Annotated in this window: 19 protein-coding genes; 16 read left to right on the top strand and 3 right to left on the bottom strand. The window is 44.3% G+C overall.

The genetic code is table 11. The annotated features are described in order from the left end of the window. Window positions 1-75 precede the first annotated feature (75 nt). Together Bovatus_RS05380 and Bovatus_RS05375 are read right to left on the bottom strand one after the other, a co-directional pair. Window positions 76-1,917 carry a DUF3987 domain-containing protein gene (locus Bovatus_RS05380; RefSeq protein WP_004295575.1) on the bottom strand — a complete coding sequence of 614 codons (1,842 nt, stop codon included), beginning with the start codon at window positions 1,915-1,917 and terminating at the stop codon, window positions 76-78. Between the two features lie 38 nt (window positions 1,918-1,955). After that, entirely contained in the window at window positions 1,956-2,579 is a 624-nt protein-coding gene (locus Bovatus_RS05375) for a BT4734/BF3469 family protein (protein ID WP_052587796.1), read from the bottom strand. A 170-nt stretch (window positions 2,580-2,749) separates the two neighbouring features. On the opposite strand from Bovatus_RS05375, the gene Bovatus_RS25450 reads away from it, so the two are divergent. The 11 genes from Bovatus_RS25450 (at window position 2,750) to Bovatus_RS05325 (ending at window position 11,202) form a co-directional block, all read left to right on the top strand. Next, window positions 2,750-2,890, top strand: coding sequence for a hypothetical protein (locus Bovatus_RS25450; RefSeq protein WP_004295577.1), 141 nt, complete (start codon window positions 2,750-2,752; stop codon window positions 2,888-2,890). Window positions 2,891-3,262: 372 nt separating this feature from the next. Further along, window positions 3,263-3,688 (top strand): SoxR reducing system RseC family protein, encoded by a 426-nt coding sequence (locus Bovatus_RS05370; protein ID WP_004295581.1) that lies wholly within the window; start codon window positions 3,263-3,265, stop codon window positions 3,686-3,688. Between the two features lie 7 nt (window positions 3,689-3,695). Continuing rightward, window positions 3,696-4,649 carry a Fe-S cluster domain-containing protein gene (locus Bovatus_RS05365; protein ID WP_004295582.1) on the top strand — a complete coding sequence of 318 codons (954 nt, stop codon included), beginning with the start codon at window positions 3,696-3,698 and terminating at the stop codon, window positions 4,647-4,649. Between the two features lie 24 nt (window positions 4,650-4,673). After that, window positions 4,674-6,011 (top strand): electron transport complex subunit RsxC, encoded by a 1,338-nt coding sequence (rsxC, locus tag Bovatus_RS05360; protein WP_004295583.1) that lies wholly within the window; start codon window positions 4,674-4,676, stop codon window positions 6,009-6,011. Window positions 6,012-6,016: 5 nt separating this feature from the next. Continuing rightward, window positions 6,017-7,009, top strand: a complete 993-nt coding sequence (locus tag Bovatus_RS05355; protein WP_004295584.1) for an RnfABCDGE type electron transport complex subunit D — start codon at window positions 6,017-6,019, stop codon at window positions 7,007-7,009. Then, on the top strand, window positions 7,006-7,752 hold the full coding sequence (locus tag Bovatus_RS05350) for an RnfABCDGE type electron transport complex subunit G (RefSeq protein WP_004295585.1): 747 nt from the start codon (window positions 7,006-7,008) through the stop codon (window positions 7,750-7,752). Before Bovatus_RS05355 ends, Bovatus_RS05350 begins: the two co-directional genes overlap by 4 nt. A gap of 14 nt (window positions 7,753-7,766) precedes the next feature. Next, on the top strand, window positions 7,767-8,351 hold the full coding sequence (rsxE, locus tag Bovatus_RS05345; RefSeq protein ID WP_004295586.1) for an electron transport complex subunit RsxE: 585 nt from the start codon (window positions 7,767-7,769) through the stop codon (window positions 8,349-8,351). Window positions 8,352-8,373: 22 nt separating this feature from the next. Further along, window positions 8,374-8,946, top strand: coding sequence for an electron transport complex subunit RsxA (rsxA, locus tag Bovatus_RS05340; RefSeq protein ID WP_004295587.1), 573 nt, complete (start codon window positions 8,374-8,376; stop codon window positions 8,944-8,946). Window positions 8,947-9,170: 224 nt separating this feature from the next. Beyond that, window positions 9,171-10,205, top strand: a complete 1,035-nt coding sequence (gene galE, locus Bovatus_RS05335; RefSeq protein WP_004295588.1) for a UDP-glucose 4-epimerase GalE — start codon at window positions 9,171-9,173, stop codon at window positions 10,203-10,205. Window positions 10,206-10,529: 324 nt separating this feature from the next. Next, a complete protein-coding gene (locus Bovatus_RS05330; RefSeq protein ID WP_004295589.1) occupies window positions 10,530-10,829 on the top strand; it encodes a type II toxin-antitoxin system HigB family toxin in 300 nt (99 codons plus the stop codon). A gap of 10 nt (window positions 10,830-10,839) precedes the next feature. Beyond that, window positions 10,840-11,202 carry a helix-turn-helix domain-containing protein gene (locus tag Bovatus_RS05325; protein ID WP_004295590.1) on the top strand — a complete coding sequence of 121 codons (363 nt, stop codon included), beginning with the start codon at window positions 10,840-10,842 and terminating at the stop codon, window positions 11,200-11,202. Between the two features lie 32 nt (window positions 11,203-11,234). Here the strand turns inward: Bovatus_RS05325 and ispE are convergent, their stop codons facing one another. After that, entirely contained in the window at window positions 11,235-12,065 is an 831-nt protein-coding gene (gene ispE, locus Bovatus_RS05320) for a 4-(cytidine 5'-diphospho)-2-C-methyl-D-erythritol kinase (protein WP_004295591.1), read from the bottom strand. A gap of 238 nt (window positions 12,066-12,303) precedes the next feature. Between ispE and dnaB the strand changes: the two genes are divergently transcribed. From dnaB to Bovatus_RS05295, 5 genes are all read left to right on the top strand, one after another. Continuing rightward, window positions 12,304-13,863 (top strand): replicative DNA helicase, encoded by a 1,560-nt coding sequence (gene dnaB, locus Bovatus_RS05315; RefSeq protein WP_004295592.1) that lies wholly within the window; start codon window positions 12,304-12,306, stop codon window positions 13,861-13,863. Between the two features lie 178 nt (window positions 13,864-14,041). Beyond that, complete coding sequence (gene pheT, locus Bovatus_RS05310; RefSeq protein WP_004295594.1) at window positions 14,042-16,504, top strand: phenylalanine--tRNA ligase subunit beta; 2,463 nt, start codon at window positions 14,042-14,044, stop codon at window positions 16,502-16,504. A 31-nt stretch (window positions 16,505-16,535) separates the two neighbouring features. Continuing rightward, window positions 16,536-17,270 carry a YebC/PmpR family DNA-binding transcriptional regulator gene (locus Bovatus_RS05305; protein WP_004295595.1) on the top strand — a complete coding sequence of 245 codons (735 nt, stop codon included), beginning with the start codon at window positions 16,536-16,538 and terminating at the stop codon, window positions 17,268-17,270. A gap of 9 nt (window positions 17,271-17,279) precedes the next feature. Continuing rightward, window positions 17,280-17,525: a TIGR03905 family TSCPD domain-containing protein gene (locus tag Bovatus_RS05300; protein WP_004295596.1), complete on the top strand. Its 246-nt coding sequence runs from the start codon at window positions 17,280-17,282 to the stop codon at window positions 17,523-17,525. 199 nt (window positions 17,526-17,724) lie between these two features. Beyond that, window positions 17,725-18,978 (top strand): Nramp family divalent metal transporter, encoded by a 1,254-nt coding sequence (locus tag Bovatus_RS05295; RefSeq protein ID WP_004295597.1) that lies wholly within the window; start codon window positions 17,725-17,727, stop codon window positions 18,976-18,978. The last annotated feature ends 27 nt before the right edge of the window (window positions 18,979-19,005 follow it).

Here is a 19,005-nt window from a genome sequence, read left to right as displayed (position 1 = left end):
CAAAACGGATGTGGTAATTGAAATGACTACTGCATCCGTAAATAAAACGGGTACAGTAGGTACACTTTTTCCGGTTCACTCATACACACACGCACGCGTATACAACCCTTTACCGTCCATACTGATTAATTTTCCGTGTTTGGTGAGACGCTTCAGCCAAGTGAGGGCTGTGTTTTCTTTAATTCCCATGGCAACTGCTTCTTCCAGTAACTGTGTACGAGTAAATTCATCACCCAGTTTCTGGAAGAGATAATCACGATCGGCATTAGGACGGTGGCTGATTTCTGTATTGGGGAGGAACGATAGAATATGCGTGGCATGACAGTAGAGAGGTTCCGCAAGACTAAGCACAGCATGAAAGTCTTCCTGTGAAATGGATACATCCCAACGAGTGATGATGTCATCTTTGCGGTTGTCCGTAGGAATCTCCTTGTCCGGTGTGAAAGGAGAGGTGGGAGAGGTCTTGAAGTCGTAGGGCTGCGGGCTTTCGAGGGCACGCAATACGGCTACTTCCGACATGATTCTGCATAGATTGACGGCCAGACGTGCCACAAAACTATACATTTCCCTTCCATTAGCTACACTGGAGCGTTCAAACAAGTCGGAAAAGACGGTGTCGATTTCTTCTTTTTGTTCATCCGTAAGTTGCAGGGTATGAATGCCGTGTGTTTTTATCACGCTCAACTTTTCTTTCCATTCCAGTCCCATAGCGGTGAATATCTCCTCCCAATCTATCTCGTTGTCCATAAATTGGCTGATCCATTTACTGATTCCGCACATGTAATAATATAATTGGCGGGAGTATGATCCGTCTTCTGCCGTCGGAATGAAAGTTTGCACCTGCGACGGTGTACCCGAAATCAGGACGGAAAGATAGCTTTTCTTCACTTCCCGGTATTCCTGGTCGGTGCGGCGGTTGTAGGACAAGCGGTCGTGGTCGAACGCTTTGCGCAGGGTATCGCTCCAATGACCGTGGTCCGATCCGATGGCGGTGGAAAGGGTGTCCGCTTCCGCTTCGCAGATAAGTCCGGTTCCGTCGGAGTCCATGATGTTTTGTAGGATACCCGTACCGGTGTTGTTGCCCGAAATGAGGAACATCCTGTTAGGGGGCATTTGTGGAGCCTCCTTTTTGGTTCGTTCTTTTCCCATTGCATCGTACTCGGCTTTCTCTTTTTTGTATGCTTTCATCTGTATGGTCACTTCTTTGCGGATCTCGTCGTGGATAGGTTCCACGAGTAAGCGGATGTAGGAAAGGATACCTTTGCCGGAAGCCGAAGGAGCCACTACGAAACATTGGAGGCTGGGGTGATGGTATTTGCCGCCATATAGGCATCGCACGTGGCGCGACATACAAGCACCTAGGGCAGTGAGCGCTCCCAATAACATGATGTCGTGTTGTATTGGGCTGCTCCCGGCTTTTATGATACGTTGCAAAAATTCCGGCCAGTCGTTTTCCGGAAAAGTGGGCAATTGATGTTGCGGTTCACTGCCCGGTAATAGTTCTTCTTCCCCTTCTTTATCATCGGAGATATTGTCATTTCCCACCTTATTACACGCGCCCGTGTGTGTGGGAAATTTGCGTGCTGTACCTGCTGTACCTTTTGTACCTGTGGGATGTTTGGGCATTTCTTCTATGCAGATGCTTACTCCCGTCGCTTCGGCCAGGTGGAAAGCGGTGCCTAAGTGCACTTCTCCACGTTGGGTGTGGAGTGCGTTGGAGAATACCCGTTCGGCATGTTCGTGCTGATACTTGGGAGACACCCGGCACAGGCGATGGAAAAAGTCACGTCCTGCTTCACCGCAATCCGTTGCGATGGCGAATGACAATTGTACGTATTCAAGATAGGTGGGAGCAATGTCCGCTCCTGCCGCTTCGACTGCTTCGGTGAGACGGCATAAAGATTCAATATCGGTCATGTTTTGATTTTTATAAAATAATGTTTAATTATTCTCGTTTACTTGGTTCTGAACAATGCTTCCGGGTCGTAACTAAGGAAACAGGATCTCACGAGGTCTTTGCCGGAGAAATCTACTTTGGATTTCGTTTCGGAAGAAACCGCTGTTACCGTATTGTATGCCGTCTCTACGTACCGCATCGCCCAACTCATGTTGTCTGTGATATTTTGGGCATCATTTATCGTGGGGGAATAATGACAAGGAACAAATGCCTTTACACCCAGTCCGCTGGGGCTGATAAAGGTGAGTACAGGTTGTAGGAGAGGATCGTCATAGAGCATACGTCGCATTTCTACTGCTTCCTGATAAGAGTGGAGACCGTCCACATCTACTATCACCAGATGAGACGGGGAGACGAAATCCTTACAGCTACGGCGGGTGAATGTGCCGCAAGGGGTCACATACGGAAGCAATGATGCTTTGGCGGCTCGTATATCTGTGGCATTCCGTACTTGTGCGGTCAGGGTTTTGAGATTCTCATTGCAAGTAATCATTTGGAAAACTTGTTCGATGGAGACTTCGCAGAAGGGGATAAGCGTGGGAGGAGTCATCAGTCGGCCTTGTTTGTCTTTGATGGGAGCGATAGGTGGCATAAAATAGGACATTCTGTAGTTGTTTGACATCATTTTCTTTTTGTTATAAGTTAAAATGTTTATTTTTGCAAAAAATATGAGTGTGTTTCAAAAACACGGCATGAAGGTAGTAATAACAAAATAGACTCTACCCTGATATGTGAGGATAAAAGTTAAAATATTTAATTATTAAAGTGTGTATTTAACAACAAAAAACAAAGATGAAAAAGAAAACGGTTTGTTGCAGTGATTTGGGAGCTTATATTAATGAGTTGCTTAAACGTGCGAAATTGAAAAATGAGTATGTATGCGAGACCCTGGGTATGGGACATGATGTTTTGAATGGCATAAAAAAGGGCTAAATCTCCCATTGAACGATTATATAAAAGTAATGAATCTCTGTTTGAATGCCTACAACGAAGAGGAGATTGAACTGATTTTGAATACGTTGGTGAGAATGTATCTGCGCTACTACAAGAAGAGGATAGTGGAGTAATCCGTGAAATAATTGATAGAAAATCCCGGCTGAATAAATAAAAACGGCCGGGATTTTTTTGTTTAGGATGTCTATTTGTCATTCTTGGGAAATATCAAATGGTAGCCATACCTTTTCCGTGTGCGATAACGAAAACACAAAAAATAACATTTTATTAGGTAGAAAAAGTTTGAGGAATGCTTCGTAGTTCACAAATAATGATTAAATTTGCCGCGATTTGTAATGCGGAGTTTGCAAAATGACGAATAATACTATAAAGCATCTAGGTATTGTGGAAAACATACAGGGTTCTCATCTGTCGGTGAGGATTGTCCAGACATCGGCTTGTGCGGCATGTAGCGCAAAGGGGCATTGTTCCTCGGCGGATAGTAAGGACAAAATCATAGATATCATAGATACCGCAGCTTCTTCCTATCAGGTAGGAGAGAAGGTGATGGTGGTCGGCGAAACGTCGATGGGCATGATGGCGGTATTGTTGGCTTTCGTACTTCCTTTCGTACTTCTTATATTTTCGTTGTTTCTTTTGATGGCATTGGTAGAGAATGAACTGTATGCAGCTCTTCTTTCTCTGGCTGTCCTTATACCTTATTATTTCGTTTTATGGCTCAATAAAACGCGACTCAAACAACAATTTTCATTTACTATAAAACCAATAAATAACTAAAAACATTATGAATTTGATTCTGATTGCAGTGATTTCATTGGGAGCTATAGCGCTCGTGCTGGCCGCTATTCTTTATGTGGCTTCCAAGAAATTTGCCGTGTATGAAGACCCGCGGATTGCCCAGGTGGGAGAAGTGCTTCCCCAGGCTAATTGTGGTGGATGTGGCTATCCCGGTTGTAGCGGCTTTGCCGACGCTTGCGTCAAAGCCGGTTCGCTGGATGGTAAATTCTGCCCCGTAGGCGGACAGCCTGTCATGGCACAAATTGCTGATATCCTAGGGCTTGCAGCCGGAGAAGCTGAACCGATGGTAGCAGTGGTAAGATGTAACGGAACGTGTATGAATCGTCCGCGTATTAATCAGTACGACGGTGCGAAGAGTTGCGCTATTGCCGCTTCGCTCTATGGTGGGGAAACGGGTTGTAGTTACGGATGTCTGGGGTGTGGTGATTGTGTGGCTGCCTGCCAGTTCGATGCCATCCACATGAATCCTGAAACAGGACTTCCGGAAGTGGATGAAGCGAAATGTACCGCTTGCGGTGCCTGTGTGAAGGCTTGTCCGAAGGCGATCATCGAAATCCGTCCGCAAGGAAAGAAATCACGCCGTGTGTATATCTCTTGTGTGAATAAAGACAAGGGAGCTGTGGCACGTAAGGCTTGTACAGTGAGCTGTATCGGCTGTGGCAAATGCGTGAAGACTTGTCCGTTCGAAGCTATCACGTTGGAGAACAACTTGGCTTACATCGATCCGCACAAGTGCAAATCTTGCCGCAAATGTGTGGAAGTCTGTCCGCAGAATACCATTATCGAATTGAATTTCCCGCCGAGGAAACCGAAAGAAGAAGCTCCGGCTGCTCCAAAACCGGCTGCTGTTTCTAAAGAAGCGGTGGAAACTCCTGCACCGGCAGCAAAAGTGGAAACTCCTGCTGAAAAGGCTACAGAAGCTCCGAAAGTAACAGAATAATAACAGAATAAAATACAGAACTGTATGTTAAAGACATTTTCAATTGGTGGAGTTCATCCACACGAAAATAAATTGTCGGCACATCAACCTATTATCACAGCGGAAGTTCCTGCAAAGGCTGTTATTTTGCTGGGGCAGCACATTGGTGCGCCTGCAAAACCGGTTGTAGCGAAAGGGGATGTGGTAAAGGTAGGCACTAAGATTGCTGAACCTGCCGGCTTTGTTTCGGCAGCAATTCACTCTTCAGTCAGTGGTAAAGTGGCGAAGATTGATACTATTGTCGATGCCAGCGGTTATGCGAAACCTGCTATCTTTATCGATGTGGAAGGCGACGAATGGGAAGAAACAATCGACCGTAGCGCCACACTGGTGAAGGAATGTGAACTTCCGGCAGAAGAGATCGTGAAGAAAATTGCCGATGCCGGAATCGTTGGTCTGGGTGGTGCTTGTTTCCCTACACAGGTGAAACTTTGTCCTCCTCCTTCTTTTAAAGCTGAATGTGTGATTATCAATGCCGTAGAATGTGAACCTTATTTGACTGCCGACCATCAGCTGATGCTGGAACACGCGGAAGAAATCATGGTAGGTGTTTCCATCCTGATGAAAGCAGTGAAAGTGAACAAGGCATTTATCGGAATCGAAAATAATAAGCCCGATGCTATCGAACTGATGACTAAAGTAGCTTCCAGCTATGCAGGCATCGAAGTCGTTCCCTTGAAGGTGAAATATCCGCAAGGAGGTGAAAAGCAGCTGATCGATGCGATCACCAAACGTCAGGTGGCGAGCGGTGCGTTGCCTATCTCTACGGGAGCAGTCGTGCAGAACGTGGGAACGGCGTTTGCCGTTTATGAAGCTGTGCAGAAGAATAAACCGTTGTTTGAACGGGTGATTACCGTGACGGGAAAGTCGGTTGCGAAGCCGTCCAATTTCTTGGCTCGTATCGGTACACCGATGAAACAGTTGATTGACGCTTGCGGTGGTTTGCCCGAAGATACGGGTAAGGTGATCGGCGGTGGTCCGATGATGGGTAAGGCGCTCGTAAATATCGAGGTTCCTACTGCGAAGGGCAGTTCCGGCATCCTGATTATGAACCGGAAGGAAGCCAAACGTGGTGAAGCTCAAACCTGCATCCGTTGCGCGAAGTGCGTGAGTGCCTGTCCGATGGGACTGGAACCGTACTTGCTCGGAGCCTTGTCTGAAAACGGAGATTTTGAAACAATGGAAAAAGAAAGAATCATGGATTGTATTGAGTGCGGCTCTTGCCAGTTCACTTGTCCTGCCAACCGTCCGCTGCTCGACTATTGTCGTCTGGGTAAAGGCAAAGTAGGAGCTATGATTCGTGCACGTCAAGCTAAAAAATAACGAATATGGAAAATAAATTAATCGTATCACTATCGCCCCACGTTCATGGCGGAGACAGCGTACAGAAAAATATGTATGGCGTGCTGATTGCACTGATTCCGGCTTTTCTGGTGTCTCTCTATTTCTTCGGACTGGGTGCCCTGATTGTCACGGCTACTTCCGTTGCGGCTTGTTTGTTCTTCGAATGGGCGATCGGAAAATATTTAATGAAGAAACCGACCACCACCATCTGCGACGGCTCTGCCATCATCACAGGTGTGTTGCTGGCATTTAATTTACCGTCTAACTTGCCTATCTGGATTATCATCCTCGGTGCACTGTTTGCTATCGGTGTAGGTAAGATGTCTTTCGGCGGATTAGGCTGCAATCCTTTCAACCCGGCATTGGCAGGTCGCGTATTCCTGCTGCTTTCTTTCCCGGTGCAGATGACCAGCTGGCCGGTAGTCGGACAGTTGACCGCTTATACGGATGCTACCACCGGTGCCACTCCGCTGGTCTTGATGAAGCAAGCCATTTACGGTGACACTGCCGCTTTAAGCCAGATTCCGGACGCATTGACCTTGTTGATCGGACAGAATGGCGGATGCTTGGGTGAAGTGAGTGCACTGGCTCTGCTGATCGGACTCGTTTATATGCTCTGGAAGAAAATCATCACCTGGCATATTCCTGTGTCTATCCTGGCTACTGTGTTTGTCTTTGCAGGCATCATGCACCTGGCAGATCCGGAAAAATACGTTTCTCCGGTATTGCAGTTGCTTTCCGGTGGTCTGATGCTGGGTGCTGTCTTTATGGCAACCGACTATGTGACTTCTCCGATGAGTAAGAAAGGGATGCTGATCTATGGTGTATGTATCGGTCTGCTGACGGTAGTTATCCGTCTGTTCGGCGCCTATCCCGAAGGTATGTCGTTCGCCATCCTGATTATGAATGCGTTCACTCCGCTGATTAACACCTATTGTAAACCAAAACGCTTTGGGGAGGTAGCGAAGAAGAAATGAAAAAGTTAGAATCATCTTTAAAGAATATGTTGCTGGTACTTACGGGAGTGACTGCTATTTCCGTTGCGTTGCTGGCTTATGTAAATGAACTGACAAAAGGCCCCATTGCCGAAGCGAACGCGAAGACACTGAACGAGGCCTTGAAAAAGGTTCTTCCCGAATTTACCAATAATCCGGTAGCGGAAAGCGATACGATCTTCAGTGAGAAAGACGGAAAGAAGAATGTTGACTTTATCGTTTATCCGGCTAAGAACGGTGAAGAACTTGTAGGAACCGCTGTCGAAGCTAAATCAATGGGATTTGGCGGTGAACTGAAAGTGCTGGTAGGCTTTAATGCCGAAGGAAAAATCTATAACTACTCTCTGTTGGCTCACACGGAAACTCCGGGATTGGGCTCTAAAGCCGACAAATGGTTCGGAGCGTATGATCCTGCGAAAGGAGAAAAGGCAGTATCTCACGAAGAGAGTACGAAATCTATTTTGGGTATGAATCCGGGTGAAGCTCCGTTGACCGTCAGCAAAGATGGGGGAGCGGTGGATGCCATCACGGCTTCTACCATTACTTCACGTGCTTTCTTGAATGCCGTGAATGCTGCTTATCAAGCCTATAAGGCCGAAGGCGGGGAAGTGAACGGGGTAACTGGTGCTTCTCAAAAAGCGAAAGGCGCGGACGCAGATGCTGCTGACGCTGCTACGGGAGCTACGATTAAAGTTGAACTAACTGATTCAGTCAGTGCTAATTAAGAAAGGAGACAGATATGAATAACTTTAAAGTAATGATGAACGGGATTATTAAAGAGAATCCTACGTTTGTACTCCTGCTCGGTATGTGTCCTACATTGGGTACTACATCATCGGCTATCAATGGTATGGGTATGGGACTGGCTACCATGTTCGTATTGATCTGCTCGAATGTGGTGATCTCTTTAATAAAGAACCTGATTCCGGACATGGTGCGTATCCCATCGTTTATTGTGGTGATCGCATCTTTCGTGACCTTGCTTCAAATGGTGATGCAGGCTTACGTGCCGGGACTGTATGCTACACTCGGTCTTTTCATTCCGTTGATTGTAGTGAACTGTATTGTACTGGGACGTGCCGAAGCCTTCGCTGCCAAGAATAACGCAGTTGCTTCTATGTTCGACGGTATCGGTATGGGGCTTGGCTTTACCATCGCCCTAACCTTGCTGGGTGCTGTCCGCGAGTTTTTGGGAACCGGTAAAATCTTCGATTTGACCATCATGCCGGAAGAATATGGAATGTTGGTGTTTGTATTGGCTCCGGGCGCTTTCATCGCTTTGGGATACCTCATTGCGTTGATTAACAGTTTCAAGAAAGCCTAATTCAATTAAATAAGAAAAGAATATGGAATATATATTGATATTTATTTCGGCAATCTTTGTAAACAACATCGTGTTGTCGCAGTTCCTGGGTATCTGTCCGTTCCTGGGCGTATCCAAGAAGGTGGAAACTGCGATGGGTATGAGCGCTGCGGTTGCTTTCGTGTTGACCATCGCTACCATCGTCACTTTCCTGATTCAGAAATTTGTACTGGATGTTTTCGGACTGGGATACTTACAGACGATTACATTTATCCTGGTGATTGCCGGATTGGTGCAGATGGTGGAAATCATCCTGAAAAAGGTGTCTCCGGCCCTGTATCAGGCGTTGGGTGTGTTCTTGCCGCTGATTACAACGAACTGTTGTATTCTTGGTGTCGCTATCCTGGTGATTCAGAAAGACTATGACCTGCTGACAGGTGTTGTATACGCATTCTCTACAGCTATCGGCTTCGGTCTGGCACTGGTGCTTTTTGCCGGATTGCGCGAACAGATGAGCCTTGTGAAAATTCCGAAAGGAATGCAAGGAACTCCGATTGCTTTGATTACCGCCGGTTTGCTTGCTATGGCATTCATGGGATTCTCCGGCGTGGTGTAAGGATTTACAGTTGATGATTAAATAGGGGATTGGAAGCTCTGCTGTGTGGCGACATACAGGTTAGAGTTTCCAATTCTTTTTTATACCTAAATGCTACCAAATCGTACCTTAATTACTTTTCAGCAAATAAATTTGTGGCAGATTATTGCAATTCCATTTTATTTCCATACATTTGTAACTCAAACAATAATAAGCCGAGAAACTAACCATTTTTTATAAAGTATATGAAAGAAAGAATTTTAGTAACAGGCGGGACAGGATACATTGGGTCTCATACTGTTGTAGAACTACAAAACAGTGGATATGAAGTAATCATCATCGATAATTTATCAAATTCAAGTGCCGACGTTGTTGACAATATAGAGAAAGTTTCCGGTATTCGCCCAGTTTTTGAAAAGCTGGACTGTTTGGACTTTGCCGGTCTGGATGCAGTATTTGCAAAATATAAAGGAATTAAGGCAATCATTCACTTTGCAGCTAGCAAAGCAGTAGGAGAGTCGGTACAAAAACCGTTGCTTTACTACCGTAATAACCTGGTTTCTTTGATTAACCTTCTCGAACTGATGCCAAAACATGGAGTAGAAGGTATTGTGTTCTCTTCTTCTTGTACAGTATACGGTCAGCCGGACGAGCTGCCGGTAACGGAAAAAGCTCCGATTAAGAAAGCGGAATCACCTTATGGAAATACCAAACAGATCAATGAAGAGATTATTCGTGATACGGTAGCTTCAGGTGCTCCGATCAATGCGATCATGTTGCGCTATTTCAACCCGATTGGCGCGCATCCTACTGCATTGCTGGGTGAACTGCCTAACGGGGTTCCTCAAAACCTGATTCCATATCTGACCCAGACAGCCATCGGTATCCGTGAGAAACTTAGCGTGTTTGGTGACGATTATGATACACCGGACGGTTCTTGTATCCGTGACTTTATCAATGTCGTTGACTTGGCTAAAGCACACGTGATTGCTATCCGTCGTATCTTGGAAAAGAAACAAAAAGAAAAAGTAGAAGTATTTAATATTGGTACAGGACGTGGTGTTTCTGTATTGGAATTAATAAATGGCTTTGAAAAAGCCACTGGCGTAAAATTGAATTATCAGATTGTCGGACGTCGTGCAGGTGACATTGAAAAAGTTTGGGCTAACCCGGATTTTGCTAATAAAGAGCTGGGTTGGAAAGCCGTAGAAACTTTAGAAGATACTTTACGTTCTGCATGGAACTGGCAGCTGAAACTCCGTGAAAGAGGGATTCAATAAAAGAGAAACTTGTTTTAAATAACATAAAAGTTTAAACAAATCGTGCATGCGATTTGTTTAATTGATGCTAATCGACCTGAAGCTGTTTATGAGTATGCGAATATACGTAGATAGTACTTATGCCTCCCCGGCATAGACAGGAAAGATTGCATAGTAGTTTTGTCGTGTTTTATTTTGTGTTTGTGTTGTGACGGTACTACGACGTGAGTCGTGGTACCGTTTTTTTGGTACGCCCAGCATGGATGTTCTGTTTTATAAAATATTTAGCACTAATTCTTTTGTTATCCAAAATTATTTTGTAATTTTGTATCAAATGAATAAGATATGAGAGTAGTATCACATAAGAAATTGAAAGATTTCTACGAGACGAAAGGGTGTGAAGATTCACGTGTTGCTTTAGAACGTTGGTATGATATAGCGGAAAAAGCAGAATGGCGGAATTTGTCTGATATAAAAGCGGATTTTCTATCGACTGATTATGTGGGCAATCAACACTATGTTTTTAATATCAGAGGGAACAACTATCGGCTGGTAGTGGTTGTTAAATTTACGGTGGGATACATTTTTGTCCGTTGGGTGGGAACTCATAAAGAGTATGATAAAATAGATTGTTCAACTATATAATATAATAGATATGACTAAAATAACGAAAGAACAATACGAATTTGCATTGGCAAGAGTCGAAGAACTTCTGCCTTTGGTGGACGACAGCACTCCTGCAAATGACAAGAGCATGGTGGAGCTTTCTGTTATGTCTGATATAGTGATTGCGTATGAGAAGGAACATTTTCCTATAGAAAAACCAACCGTAGCAGAATTGATAGAATTGTCCCTTGAAGAAAAGGGGATGACACAAAAACAGCTTGCCAGTGAAATAGGGGTTAGCCCTTCACGCGTGAATGATTATATTTCGGGTCGCTCGGAACCTACTTTAAAAATAGCTCGCTTGCTTTGCCGGGTACTCAATATACACCCCGCTGCCATGTTGGGATTTTGAAAAAATAGTCAAAACATAATTGTTAGTGAGATTTATTTGTTTAATGTACCTTTGAAGCAGAATACGTCAGTTCCCCAATCAATTTCCGGTAAGACGAATCCGGGAGCAAACAGCCCGAATACGGATGAGCCGGAGCCGCTCATGGATGCGTAGATTGCTCCTTGATGATAGAGTTCTTCTTTGATTTCTCCAATGACGGGATGTTGCGGGAATACACTTGCTTCGAAATCATTGATTAACGTATCCTTCCATTCTTGTACAGGACGCTGGATTGCCTCCCTAACCGGATATTTCGGACGATGGGGATGAATGTTTGAAAAGGCTTCCCGGGTGGAAACAAAAACATTCGGTTTTATAATCATGATTTGGTAGCCGTTTAATGAAAGTTCGGCCGGGGAGAAGATGTTTCCAATTCCCTCGGCAAATATCGGTCTGTTTTTGATAAAGAAAGCGCAGTCTGCTCCCAAAGTGGCAGCGTATACTTCCAATTGTTCTTCGGATACTCCCAGCTGATAATGATCGTTGAGCAACTTTAGCATGAAAGCGGCATCCGATGATCCTCCTCCCAGTCCGGCTCCTGAAGGGATGTGCTTGTATAAGTGGATTTCGATAGGAGGGAGATGAAATTCCTTATCCATCAATAAATAGGCTTTTACTACCAGATTGTCTTCAGGGTTACCGGCTATTTCCATTCCATGTTGGTGGAGAGTGAATTTTCGGTCAGCGTTAGGGGAGGTACGGATTTCCAGTGCGTCTTCCAGAGCCACCGGATAGAAAACTGTTTCCAGATTGTGGTATCCGTCCGGGCGTTTTTCCGTGATGGAAAGTCCCAGGTTTATTTTGATATTGGGAAAAGCAATCATATTTCTATTTACTATTTTACTATTTACTATTTACAGTGCTTCACATTACAATTAATCATAGCTGGATAATGTGAATCGGGAGCAAAGTTACTAAAATCTTCATTTTTCCTTATTCATTCTTCGTGATTATATTCTATCTTTGTCGTCTCGACTGGAAGAATTCCGTGATAAATGTGATAATAGAGTCTGTCCAGTCGTAAAATAATAAATAGTAAATCGTAAAATAGTAAATATCTCGATGGCCGAACAGAAAAGAAATACCCGCAATTCAAAGTCTACTAAAATACAACCGGTAAATGATTATGGTCGTATTCAGCCGCAGGCGCCTGAACTGGAAGAAGCAGTTTTGGGAGCTTTAATGATTGAAAAGGACGCTTATTCATTGGTGAGTGAAATTCTTCGTCCCGAATCATTTTACGAACGCCGGCATCAGTTGATTTATTCTGCTATCGTCGATCTTGCGGTGAACCAGAAACCGGTGGATATTCTGACTGTAAAGGAACAACTTAGTAAACGCGGAGACTTGGAAGAGGTGGGAGGTCCCTTCTATATTACTCAATTGAGTAGTAAGGTGGCTTCATCCGCACATATTGAATACCATGCCCGTATTATTGCACAGAAATCGCTGGCGCGTGAGTTGATAACGTTTACGAGCAATATCCAGAGTAAAGCGTTTGACGAGACCCTGGACGTGGACGACTTGATGCAGGAAGCGGAAGGTAAGCTTTTCGAGATCTCACAGCAGAATATGAAAAAAGATTATACGCAGATCAATCCGGTGATTGACGAAGCCTATAAACTAATTCAGAAAGCTGCGGCTCGAACCGATGGTTTGAGTGGTCTGGAGAGTGGTTTCACGAAACTTGATAAGATGACTTCGGGTTGGCAGAATTCCGACCTTATTATTATAGCTGCCCGTCCTGCTATGGGTAAGACTGCTTTCGTTCTTTCAATGGCTAAGAATATTGCGGTGGATTACCGGAACCCGGTGGCGTTGTTCTCTCTTGAAATGAGTAACGTTCAGTTGGTGAACCGTTTGATTGCGAATGTCTGCGAGATTCCGAGCGAGAAAATCAAAAGCGGGCAGTTGGCAAATTATGAATGGCAACAACTGGACTATAAACTGAAGAATCTGATGGATGCACCGCTTTACGTGGATGATACGCCGTCTCTGTCTGTGTTTGAACTTCGAACCAAAGCGCGTCGTTTGGTACGCGAACATGGGGTGCGAATCATCATCATTGACTACCTTCAGTTGATGAATGCGAGTGGGATGGCGTTTGGTAGCCGTCAGGAAGAGGTTAGTACCATTTCCCGTTCGTTGAAAGGATTGGCGAAAGAGTTGAGTATTCCGATTATCGCACTGTCACAGTTGAATCGTGGTGTGGAAAGTCGTGAAGGTATTGATGGTAAACGACCGCAGTTGAGTGACCTTCGTGAATCGGGAGCCATCGAGCAGGATGCCGATATGGTGTGCTTTATCCATCGTCCGGAATACTATAAGATATTTCAGGATGATCGTGGTAATGACTTGCGCGGTATGGCGGAAATTGTAATCGCCAAGCATCGTAACGGTGCGGTAGGCGAGGTGTTGCTCCGCTTTAAGGGTGAGTTTACCCGTTTCTCTAATCCGGAAGACGATATGGTGATCCCGATGCCGGGCGAGCCTGCAGGAGCTATGTTAGGATCGAAAATGAATACAGGTAATGCTGGTTCCATACCTCCTCCCGCACCTGATTTTGCACCGCAGACGGAGAATCCATTCGGAGCACCGGGAGATGGACCGTTACCATTTTAGTTAATAGTTGATAGTTGATAACTGATAGTGAAAATGCTCTGCGCAACATTTCTTCTATCTGTATGTTATTCCGCATGGTAACTATCAACTATAAACTTTTTTATCTAACCTTCTCGGTCAACCGAAAAATCTTATTAACTTTGCAAATCTTTTTGAGAAACAATAAAAAATTAAATATATGAATATCTCTTATAACTGGCTGAAAGAGTATGTCAACTTCGACCTGACGCCCGATGAAACGGCTGCTGCGTTGACTTCTATCGGCTTGGAAACAGGTGGTGTAGAAGAAGTGCAAACCATTAAAGGTGGTTTGGAAGGACTGGTGATCGGTGAAGTGCTGACCTGCACGGAACATCCTAATTCTGACCATTTGCATATTACTACTGTTAATCTGGGAGACGGTGAACCGGTACAGATTGTTTGTGGTGCCCCGAATGTGGCTGCCGGACAGAAAGTGGTGGTAGCTACTTTAGGTACGAAACTTTATGACGGTGACGAATGTTTTACCATCAAGAAATCAAAAATCCGTGGGGTGGAATCTACTGGTATGATTTGTGCTGAAGACGAAATCGGTATCGGTACGGATCATGCAGGTATTATCGTATTGCCGGAAAATGCTGTTCCGGGTACGCTTGCCAAGGATTATTATAATATCAAGAGCGACTATGTGCTTGAAGTGGACATCACGCCTAACCGTGCGGATGCTTGCTCTCACTATGGGGTGGCTCGTGACTTGTACGCTTATCTGATTCAGAACGGCAAACAGGCTACTTTGCAACGTCCGTCGGTAGACGGCTTTAAAGTGGAAAACCATGACTTGAATATTGAAGTGAAGGTGGAAAACAGCGAAGCTTGTCCGCATTATGCCGGTGTTACGGTGAAAGGTGTCACTGTGAAGGAAAGCCCGGAATGGCTGCAAAACAAATTGCGTCTGATCGGGGTGCGTCCTATTAATAATGTAGTGGATATTACTAATTATATCGTTCATGCTTTCGGTCAGCCGTTGCATTGCTTCGATGCTGGAAAGATAAAAGGCAATGAAGTAATTGTAAAGACAATGCCGGAAGGAACCCCGTTCGTTACGCTGGATGAGGTGGAACGTAAATTGAACGAACGCGACCTGATGATTTGTAACAAGGAAGAGGCCATGTGTATTGCCGGTGTATTCGGCGGACTGGACTCCGGTTCTACGGAAGCTACGACAGATGTATTCATTGAAAGTGCTTATTTCCATCCTACATGGGTGCGTAAGACAGCCCGCCGTCATGGCTTGAATACGGATGCTTCTTTCCGTTTCGAACGCGGTATCGATCCGAACAGTGTGATATATTGCTTGAAACTGGCTGCTTTGATGGTTAAAGAACTGGCTGGCGGTACGATTTCTTCTGAAATAAAAGACGTGTTCACTACTCCTGCACCCGATTTTATAGTTGATCTGGCTTATGAGAAAGTACATTCTTTGGTAGGAAAAGTAATTCCGGTAGAGACAATCAAGAGCATTGTGACCAGCCTGGAAATGAAGATCACTAATGAAACGGCGGAAGGGCTGACATTAGCTGTTCCTCCTTATCGTGTAGACGTGCAGCGTGATTGTGACGTGATTGAAGATATTCTTCGTATCTACGGATATAACAATGTTGAAATCCCGACTACATTGAACTCCAGCCTGACTACTAAAGGTGAACATGATAAATCGAATAAATTGCAGAACCTGATTGCAGAGCAATTGGTGGGCTGCGGATTTAATGAGATCCTGAACAACTCATTGACGCGTGCTGCTTATTATGATGGTATGGAGACTTATCCGTCCAACCATCTAGTGATGTTATTGAATCCGTTGAGTGCGGATTTGAACGCTATGCGTCAGACTTTGCTGTTCGGTGGACTGGAAAGTATTGCTCATAATGCAAATCGTAAGAATGCTGATTTGAAGTTCTTCGAATTCGGTAATTGCTATCATTTCGATGCTGACAAGAAGAATGAAGAGAAGGTATTGGCTCCTTACTCGGAAGATTATCACTTGGGCTTGTGGGTAACCGGTAAGAAGGTTTCCAATTCATGGGCACATGCAGATGAGAACAGTTCGGTATATGAATTGAAGGCTTATGTAGAAAATATATTGAAGCGTCTGGGACTGGATTTGCACAATCTGGTTGTCGGTAATCTGACGGACGATATTTTTGCTGCCGCACTTTCTATCAATACGAAGGGTGGTAAGCGTCTTGCTTCCTTCGGTATCGTGACTAAGAAGCTATTGAAAGCATTTGATATCGACAATGAAGTGTATTTTGCCGACTTGAACTGGAAGGAACTGATGAAAGCTATCCGTTCTGTGAAGATCAGCTACAAGGAAATCTCCAAGTTCCCTGCTGTGAAACGTGACCTGGCATTGTTGCTTGACAAGAATGTGCAGTTTGCCGAAATCGAAAAGATTGCTTACGAAACAGAGAAGAAGCTGTTGAAAGAAGTGGAACTCTTCGACGTGTACGAAGGTAAGAATCTGGAAGCAGGCAAGAAGTCGTATGCGGTGAGCTTCCTGCTTCAGGATGAGAGCCAGACTTTGAATGATAAGATGATTGATAAGATCATGTCGAAACTGGTGAAGAACTTGGAAGATAAGCTGGGTGCCAAACTTAGATAAACTTAAAATTTCAATCTAAAAATATAAACCAATGGGAAGAGCATTTGAATATAGAAAGGCCGCTAAACTGAAAAGATGGGGCCACATGGCTAAAACATTTACAAGACTGGGTAAACAAATCGCGATAGCTGTAAAGGCAGGCGGTCCGGAACCTGAAAATAACCCGACTTTGCGTTCGGTGATCGCTACTTGTAAGCGTGAAAATATGCCGAAGGATAATATTGAACGTGCTATCAAAAACGCAATGGGTAAAGACCAGAGCGACTACAAGAGCATGACTTACGAAGGATACGGTCCTCACGGTATTGCTGTATTTGTGGATACGCTGACAGATAACACAACCCGTACGGTGGCTGACGTTCGTTCGGTATTTAATAAGTTTGGCGGTAATCTCGGTACAATGGGATCTCTCGCGTTCCTGTTCGACCACAAATGTGTATTCACTTTCAAGAAGAAAGACGGATTGGATATGGAAGAACTGATTCTGGATCTGATCGATTATGATGTGGAAGATGAATACGAAGAGGATGATGAAGAAGGAACAATCACTATCTATGGTAATCCCAAGAGCTATGCCGCTATTCAGAAACACCTGGAGGAGTGTGGCTTTGAAGATGTCGGTGGAGACTTCACTTATATCCCGAACGACATGAAAGAGGTGACTCCGGAACAGCGCGAAACATTGGATAAGATGATCGAACGTTTGGAAGAATTTGACGACGTGCAGACTGTTTATACCAATATGCAGCCGGAAGAGGGAGAATAAGACAAGGTTATGGAATATGTGTATAGAACCCAGGGAACTTGCAGCACCAACATCGAACTGAATGTGGAAGATGGAGTGGTGAAAGAAGTTGCTTTCTGGGGAGGATGTAATGGTAACCTTCAAGGTATTTCCCGCCTTGTGAGAGGAATGAAGGTAGCGGATGTTATTGCAAAACTTGAAGGAGTGCATTGTGGTGGCAGACCGACTTCATGTCCTGACCAATTGTGTCGTGCATTACATGAGATGGGATATTAATCGACTTCTTTTATTTTTGTAAAATTTGATATTTTTCAAGACCTTCGGCAATTTATTTTGTCGAGGGTCTTTTTTTGCGGGAATCCATAGAGGGGGAGTATCCGGGTGTTGTTTACTTACTTGTCGGTATTTTGAACTAAAATTGACCTTCACTCGTTATTTATAAGTATATTTGTAAGGTTAAAACTATTATGCAAAAATGAAGAATATTTTTCAAGACTTAAAACGCAAAGATCATAAACGCTATCTGGGTGGACTGGATGTTTTTAAATATATTGGTCCGGGGCTTCTGGTTACGGTAGGATTTATTGATCCGGGAAACTGGGCTTCTAACTTCGCCGCCGGTTCCGAATTTGGCTATTCCTTACTTTGGGTGGTTACATTGTCCACTATTATGCTGATTGTGCTTCAGCACAACGTTGCCCACCTGGGGATTGTTACCGGGCTTTGCCTTTCGGAGGCGGCCACTAAATACACTCCCAAATGGGTGTCGCGACCTATTCTTGGTACGGCGGTACTGGCGTCGATTTCTACTTCTTTAGCGGAAATTCTGGGAGGTGCCATTGCGTTGGAAATGCTCTTTGATATTCCTATTATATGGGGAGCTGTGTTGACTACGCTTTTTGTCTCTATCATGCTTTTCACTAATTCGTATAAAAAGATAGAGCGTTCCATCATTGCATTTGTCTCTGTTATCGGGCTTTCGTTTATCTACGAACTGTTTCTGGTGGAAATAGACTGGCCGGCTGCGACAGCAGGGTGGGTGACTCCTTCTTTTCCGAAAGGAAGTATGCTGATTATCATGAGTGTGTTGGGAGCGGTAGTGATGCCTCATAATCTGTTTCTTCATTCGGAGGTGATACAGAGTCATGAATATAATAAGAAAGATGATGCTTCTATTAAGAAGGTTTTGAAATATGAGTTGTTTGATACTCTTTTCTCTATGATTGTCGGCTGGGCGATTAACAGTGCCATGATTCTTCTGGCTGCCGCTACTTTCTTTAAAAGCGGTATTCAGGTAGAGGAACTGCAACAGGCTAAGTCATTGCTCGAACCTTTGTTGGGAAGTAATGCTGCCATCGTATTTGCACTGGCATTGCTGATGGCGGGTATTTCATCCACCATTACGAGCGGAATGGCGGCAGGTTCCATCTTTGCGGGTATTTTCGGTGAATCGTATCATATCAAAGACAGCCACTCGCAGGTAGGAGTCCTTTTATCTCTGGGAATTGCCTTATTGCTGATTTTCTTTATTGGAGATCCTTTCAAAGGATTGATTATTTCGCAGATGATACTTAGTATTCAATTACCTTTCACGGTATTTTTGCAGGTGGGACTGACGTCTTCCCGAAAGGTGATGGGAGATTATGTCAATAGTCGTTGGAGCACGTTTGTGTTGTATTCGATTGCCATTATTGTTTCAGTACTGAATATCATGCTTTTGTTTTCATAAAATGAATATAAATCAATATATATAGAT

The organism is Bacteroides ovatus, from assembly GCF_001314995.1.
GTDB lineage: Bacteria > Bacteroidota > Bacteroidia > Bacteroidales > Bacteroidaceae > Bacteroides > Bacteroides ovatus.
This window is presented reverse-complemented; position numbering and strand designations above follow the sequence as displayed.

Bases quoted from the DNA above. Each gene is read 5' to 3' on its own strand.
- Bovatus_RS25450 (WP_004295577.1), top strand. From the start codon at position 2,750: ATGAAAAAGAAAACGGTTTGTTGCAGTGATTTGGGAGCTTATATTAAT.
- ispE (WP_004295591.1), bottom strand. From the start codon at position 12,065: ATGATTGCTTTTCCCAATATCAAAATAAACCTGGGACTTTCCATCACG.
- rsxC (WP_004295583.1), top strand. From the start codon at position 4,674: ATGTTAAAGACATTTTCAATTGGTGGAGTTCATCCACACGAAAATAAA.
- dnaB (WP_004295592.1), top strand. From the start codon at position 12,304: ATGGCCGAACAGAAAAGAAATACCCGCAATTCAAAGTCTACTAAAATA.
- rsxA (WP_004295587.1), top strand. From the start codon at position 8,374: ATGGAATATATATTGATATTTATTTCGGCAATCTTTGTAAACAACATC.
- rsxE (WP_004295586.1), top strand. From the start codon at position 7,767: ATGAATAACTTTAAAGTAATGATGAACGGGATTATTAAAGAGAATCCT.
- Bovatus_RS05295 (WP_004295597.1), top strand. From the start codon at position 17,725: ATGAAGAATATTTTTCAAGACTTAAAACGCAAAGATCATAAACGCTAT.
- Bovatus_RS05350 (WP_004295585.1), top strand. From the start codon at position 7,006: ATGAAAAAGTTAGAATCATCTTTAAAGAATATGTTGCTGGTACTTACG.
- Bovatus_RS05355 (WP_004295584.1), top strand. From the start codon at position 6,017: ATGGAAAATAAATTAATCGTATCACTATCGCCCCACGTTCATGGCGGA.
- Bovatus_RS05365 (WP_004295582.1), top strand. From the start codon at position 3,696: ATGAATTTGATTCTGATTGCAGTGATTTCATTGGGAGCTATAGCGCTC.
- Bovatus_RS05370 (WP_004295581.1), top strand. From the start codon at position 3,263: ATGACGAATAATACTATAAAGCATCTAGGTATTGTGGAAAACATACAG.
- Bovatus_RS05375 (WP_052587796.1), bottom strand. From the start codon at position 2,579: ATGTCAAACAACTACAGAATGTCCTATTTTATGCCACCTATCGCTCCC.
- Bovatus_RS05305 (WP_004295595.1), top strand. From the start codon at position 16,536: ATGGGAAGAGCATTTGAATATAGAAAGGCCGCTAAACTGAAAAGATGG.
- pheT (WP_004295594.1), top strand. From the start codon at position 14,042: ATGAATATCTCTTATAACTGGCTGAAAGAGTATGTCAACTTCGACCTG.
- Bovatus_RS05325 (WP_004295590.1), top strand. From the start codon at position 10,840: ATGACTAAAATAACGAAAGAACAATACGAATTTGCATTGGCAAGAGTC.
- Bovatus_RS05380 (WP_004295575.1), bottom strand. From the start codon at position 1,917: ATGACCGATATTGAATCTTTATGCCGTCTCACCGAAGCAGTCGAAGCG.
- Bovatus_RS05300 (WP_004295596.1), top strand. From the start codon at position 17,280: ATGGAATATGTGTATAGAACCCAGGGAACTTGCAGCACCAACATCGAA.
- Bovatus_RS05330 (WP_004295589.1), top strand. From the start codon at position 10,530: ATGAGAGTAGTATCACATAAGAAATTGAAAGATTTCTACGAGACGAAA.
- galE (WP_004295588.1), top strand. From the start codon at position 9,171: ATGAAAGAAAGAATTTTAGTAACAGGCGGGACAGGATACATTGGGTCT.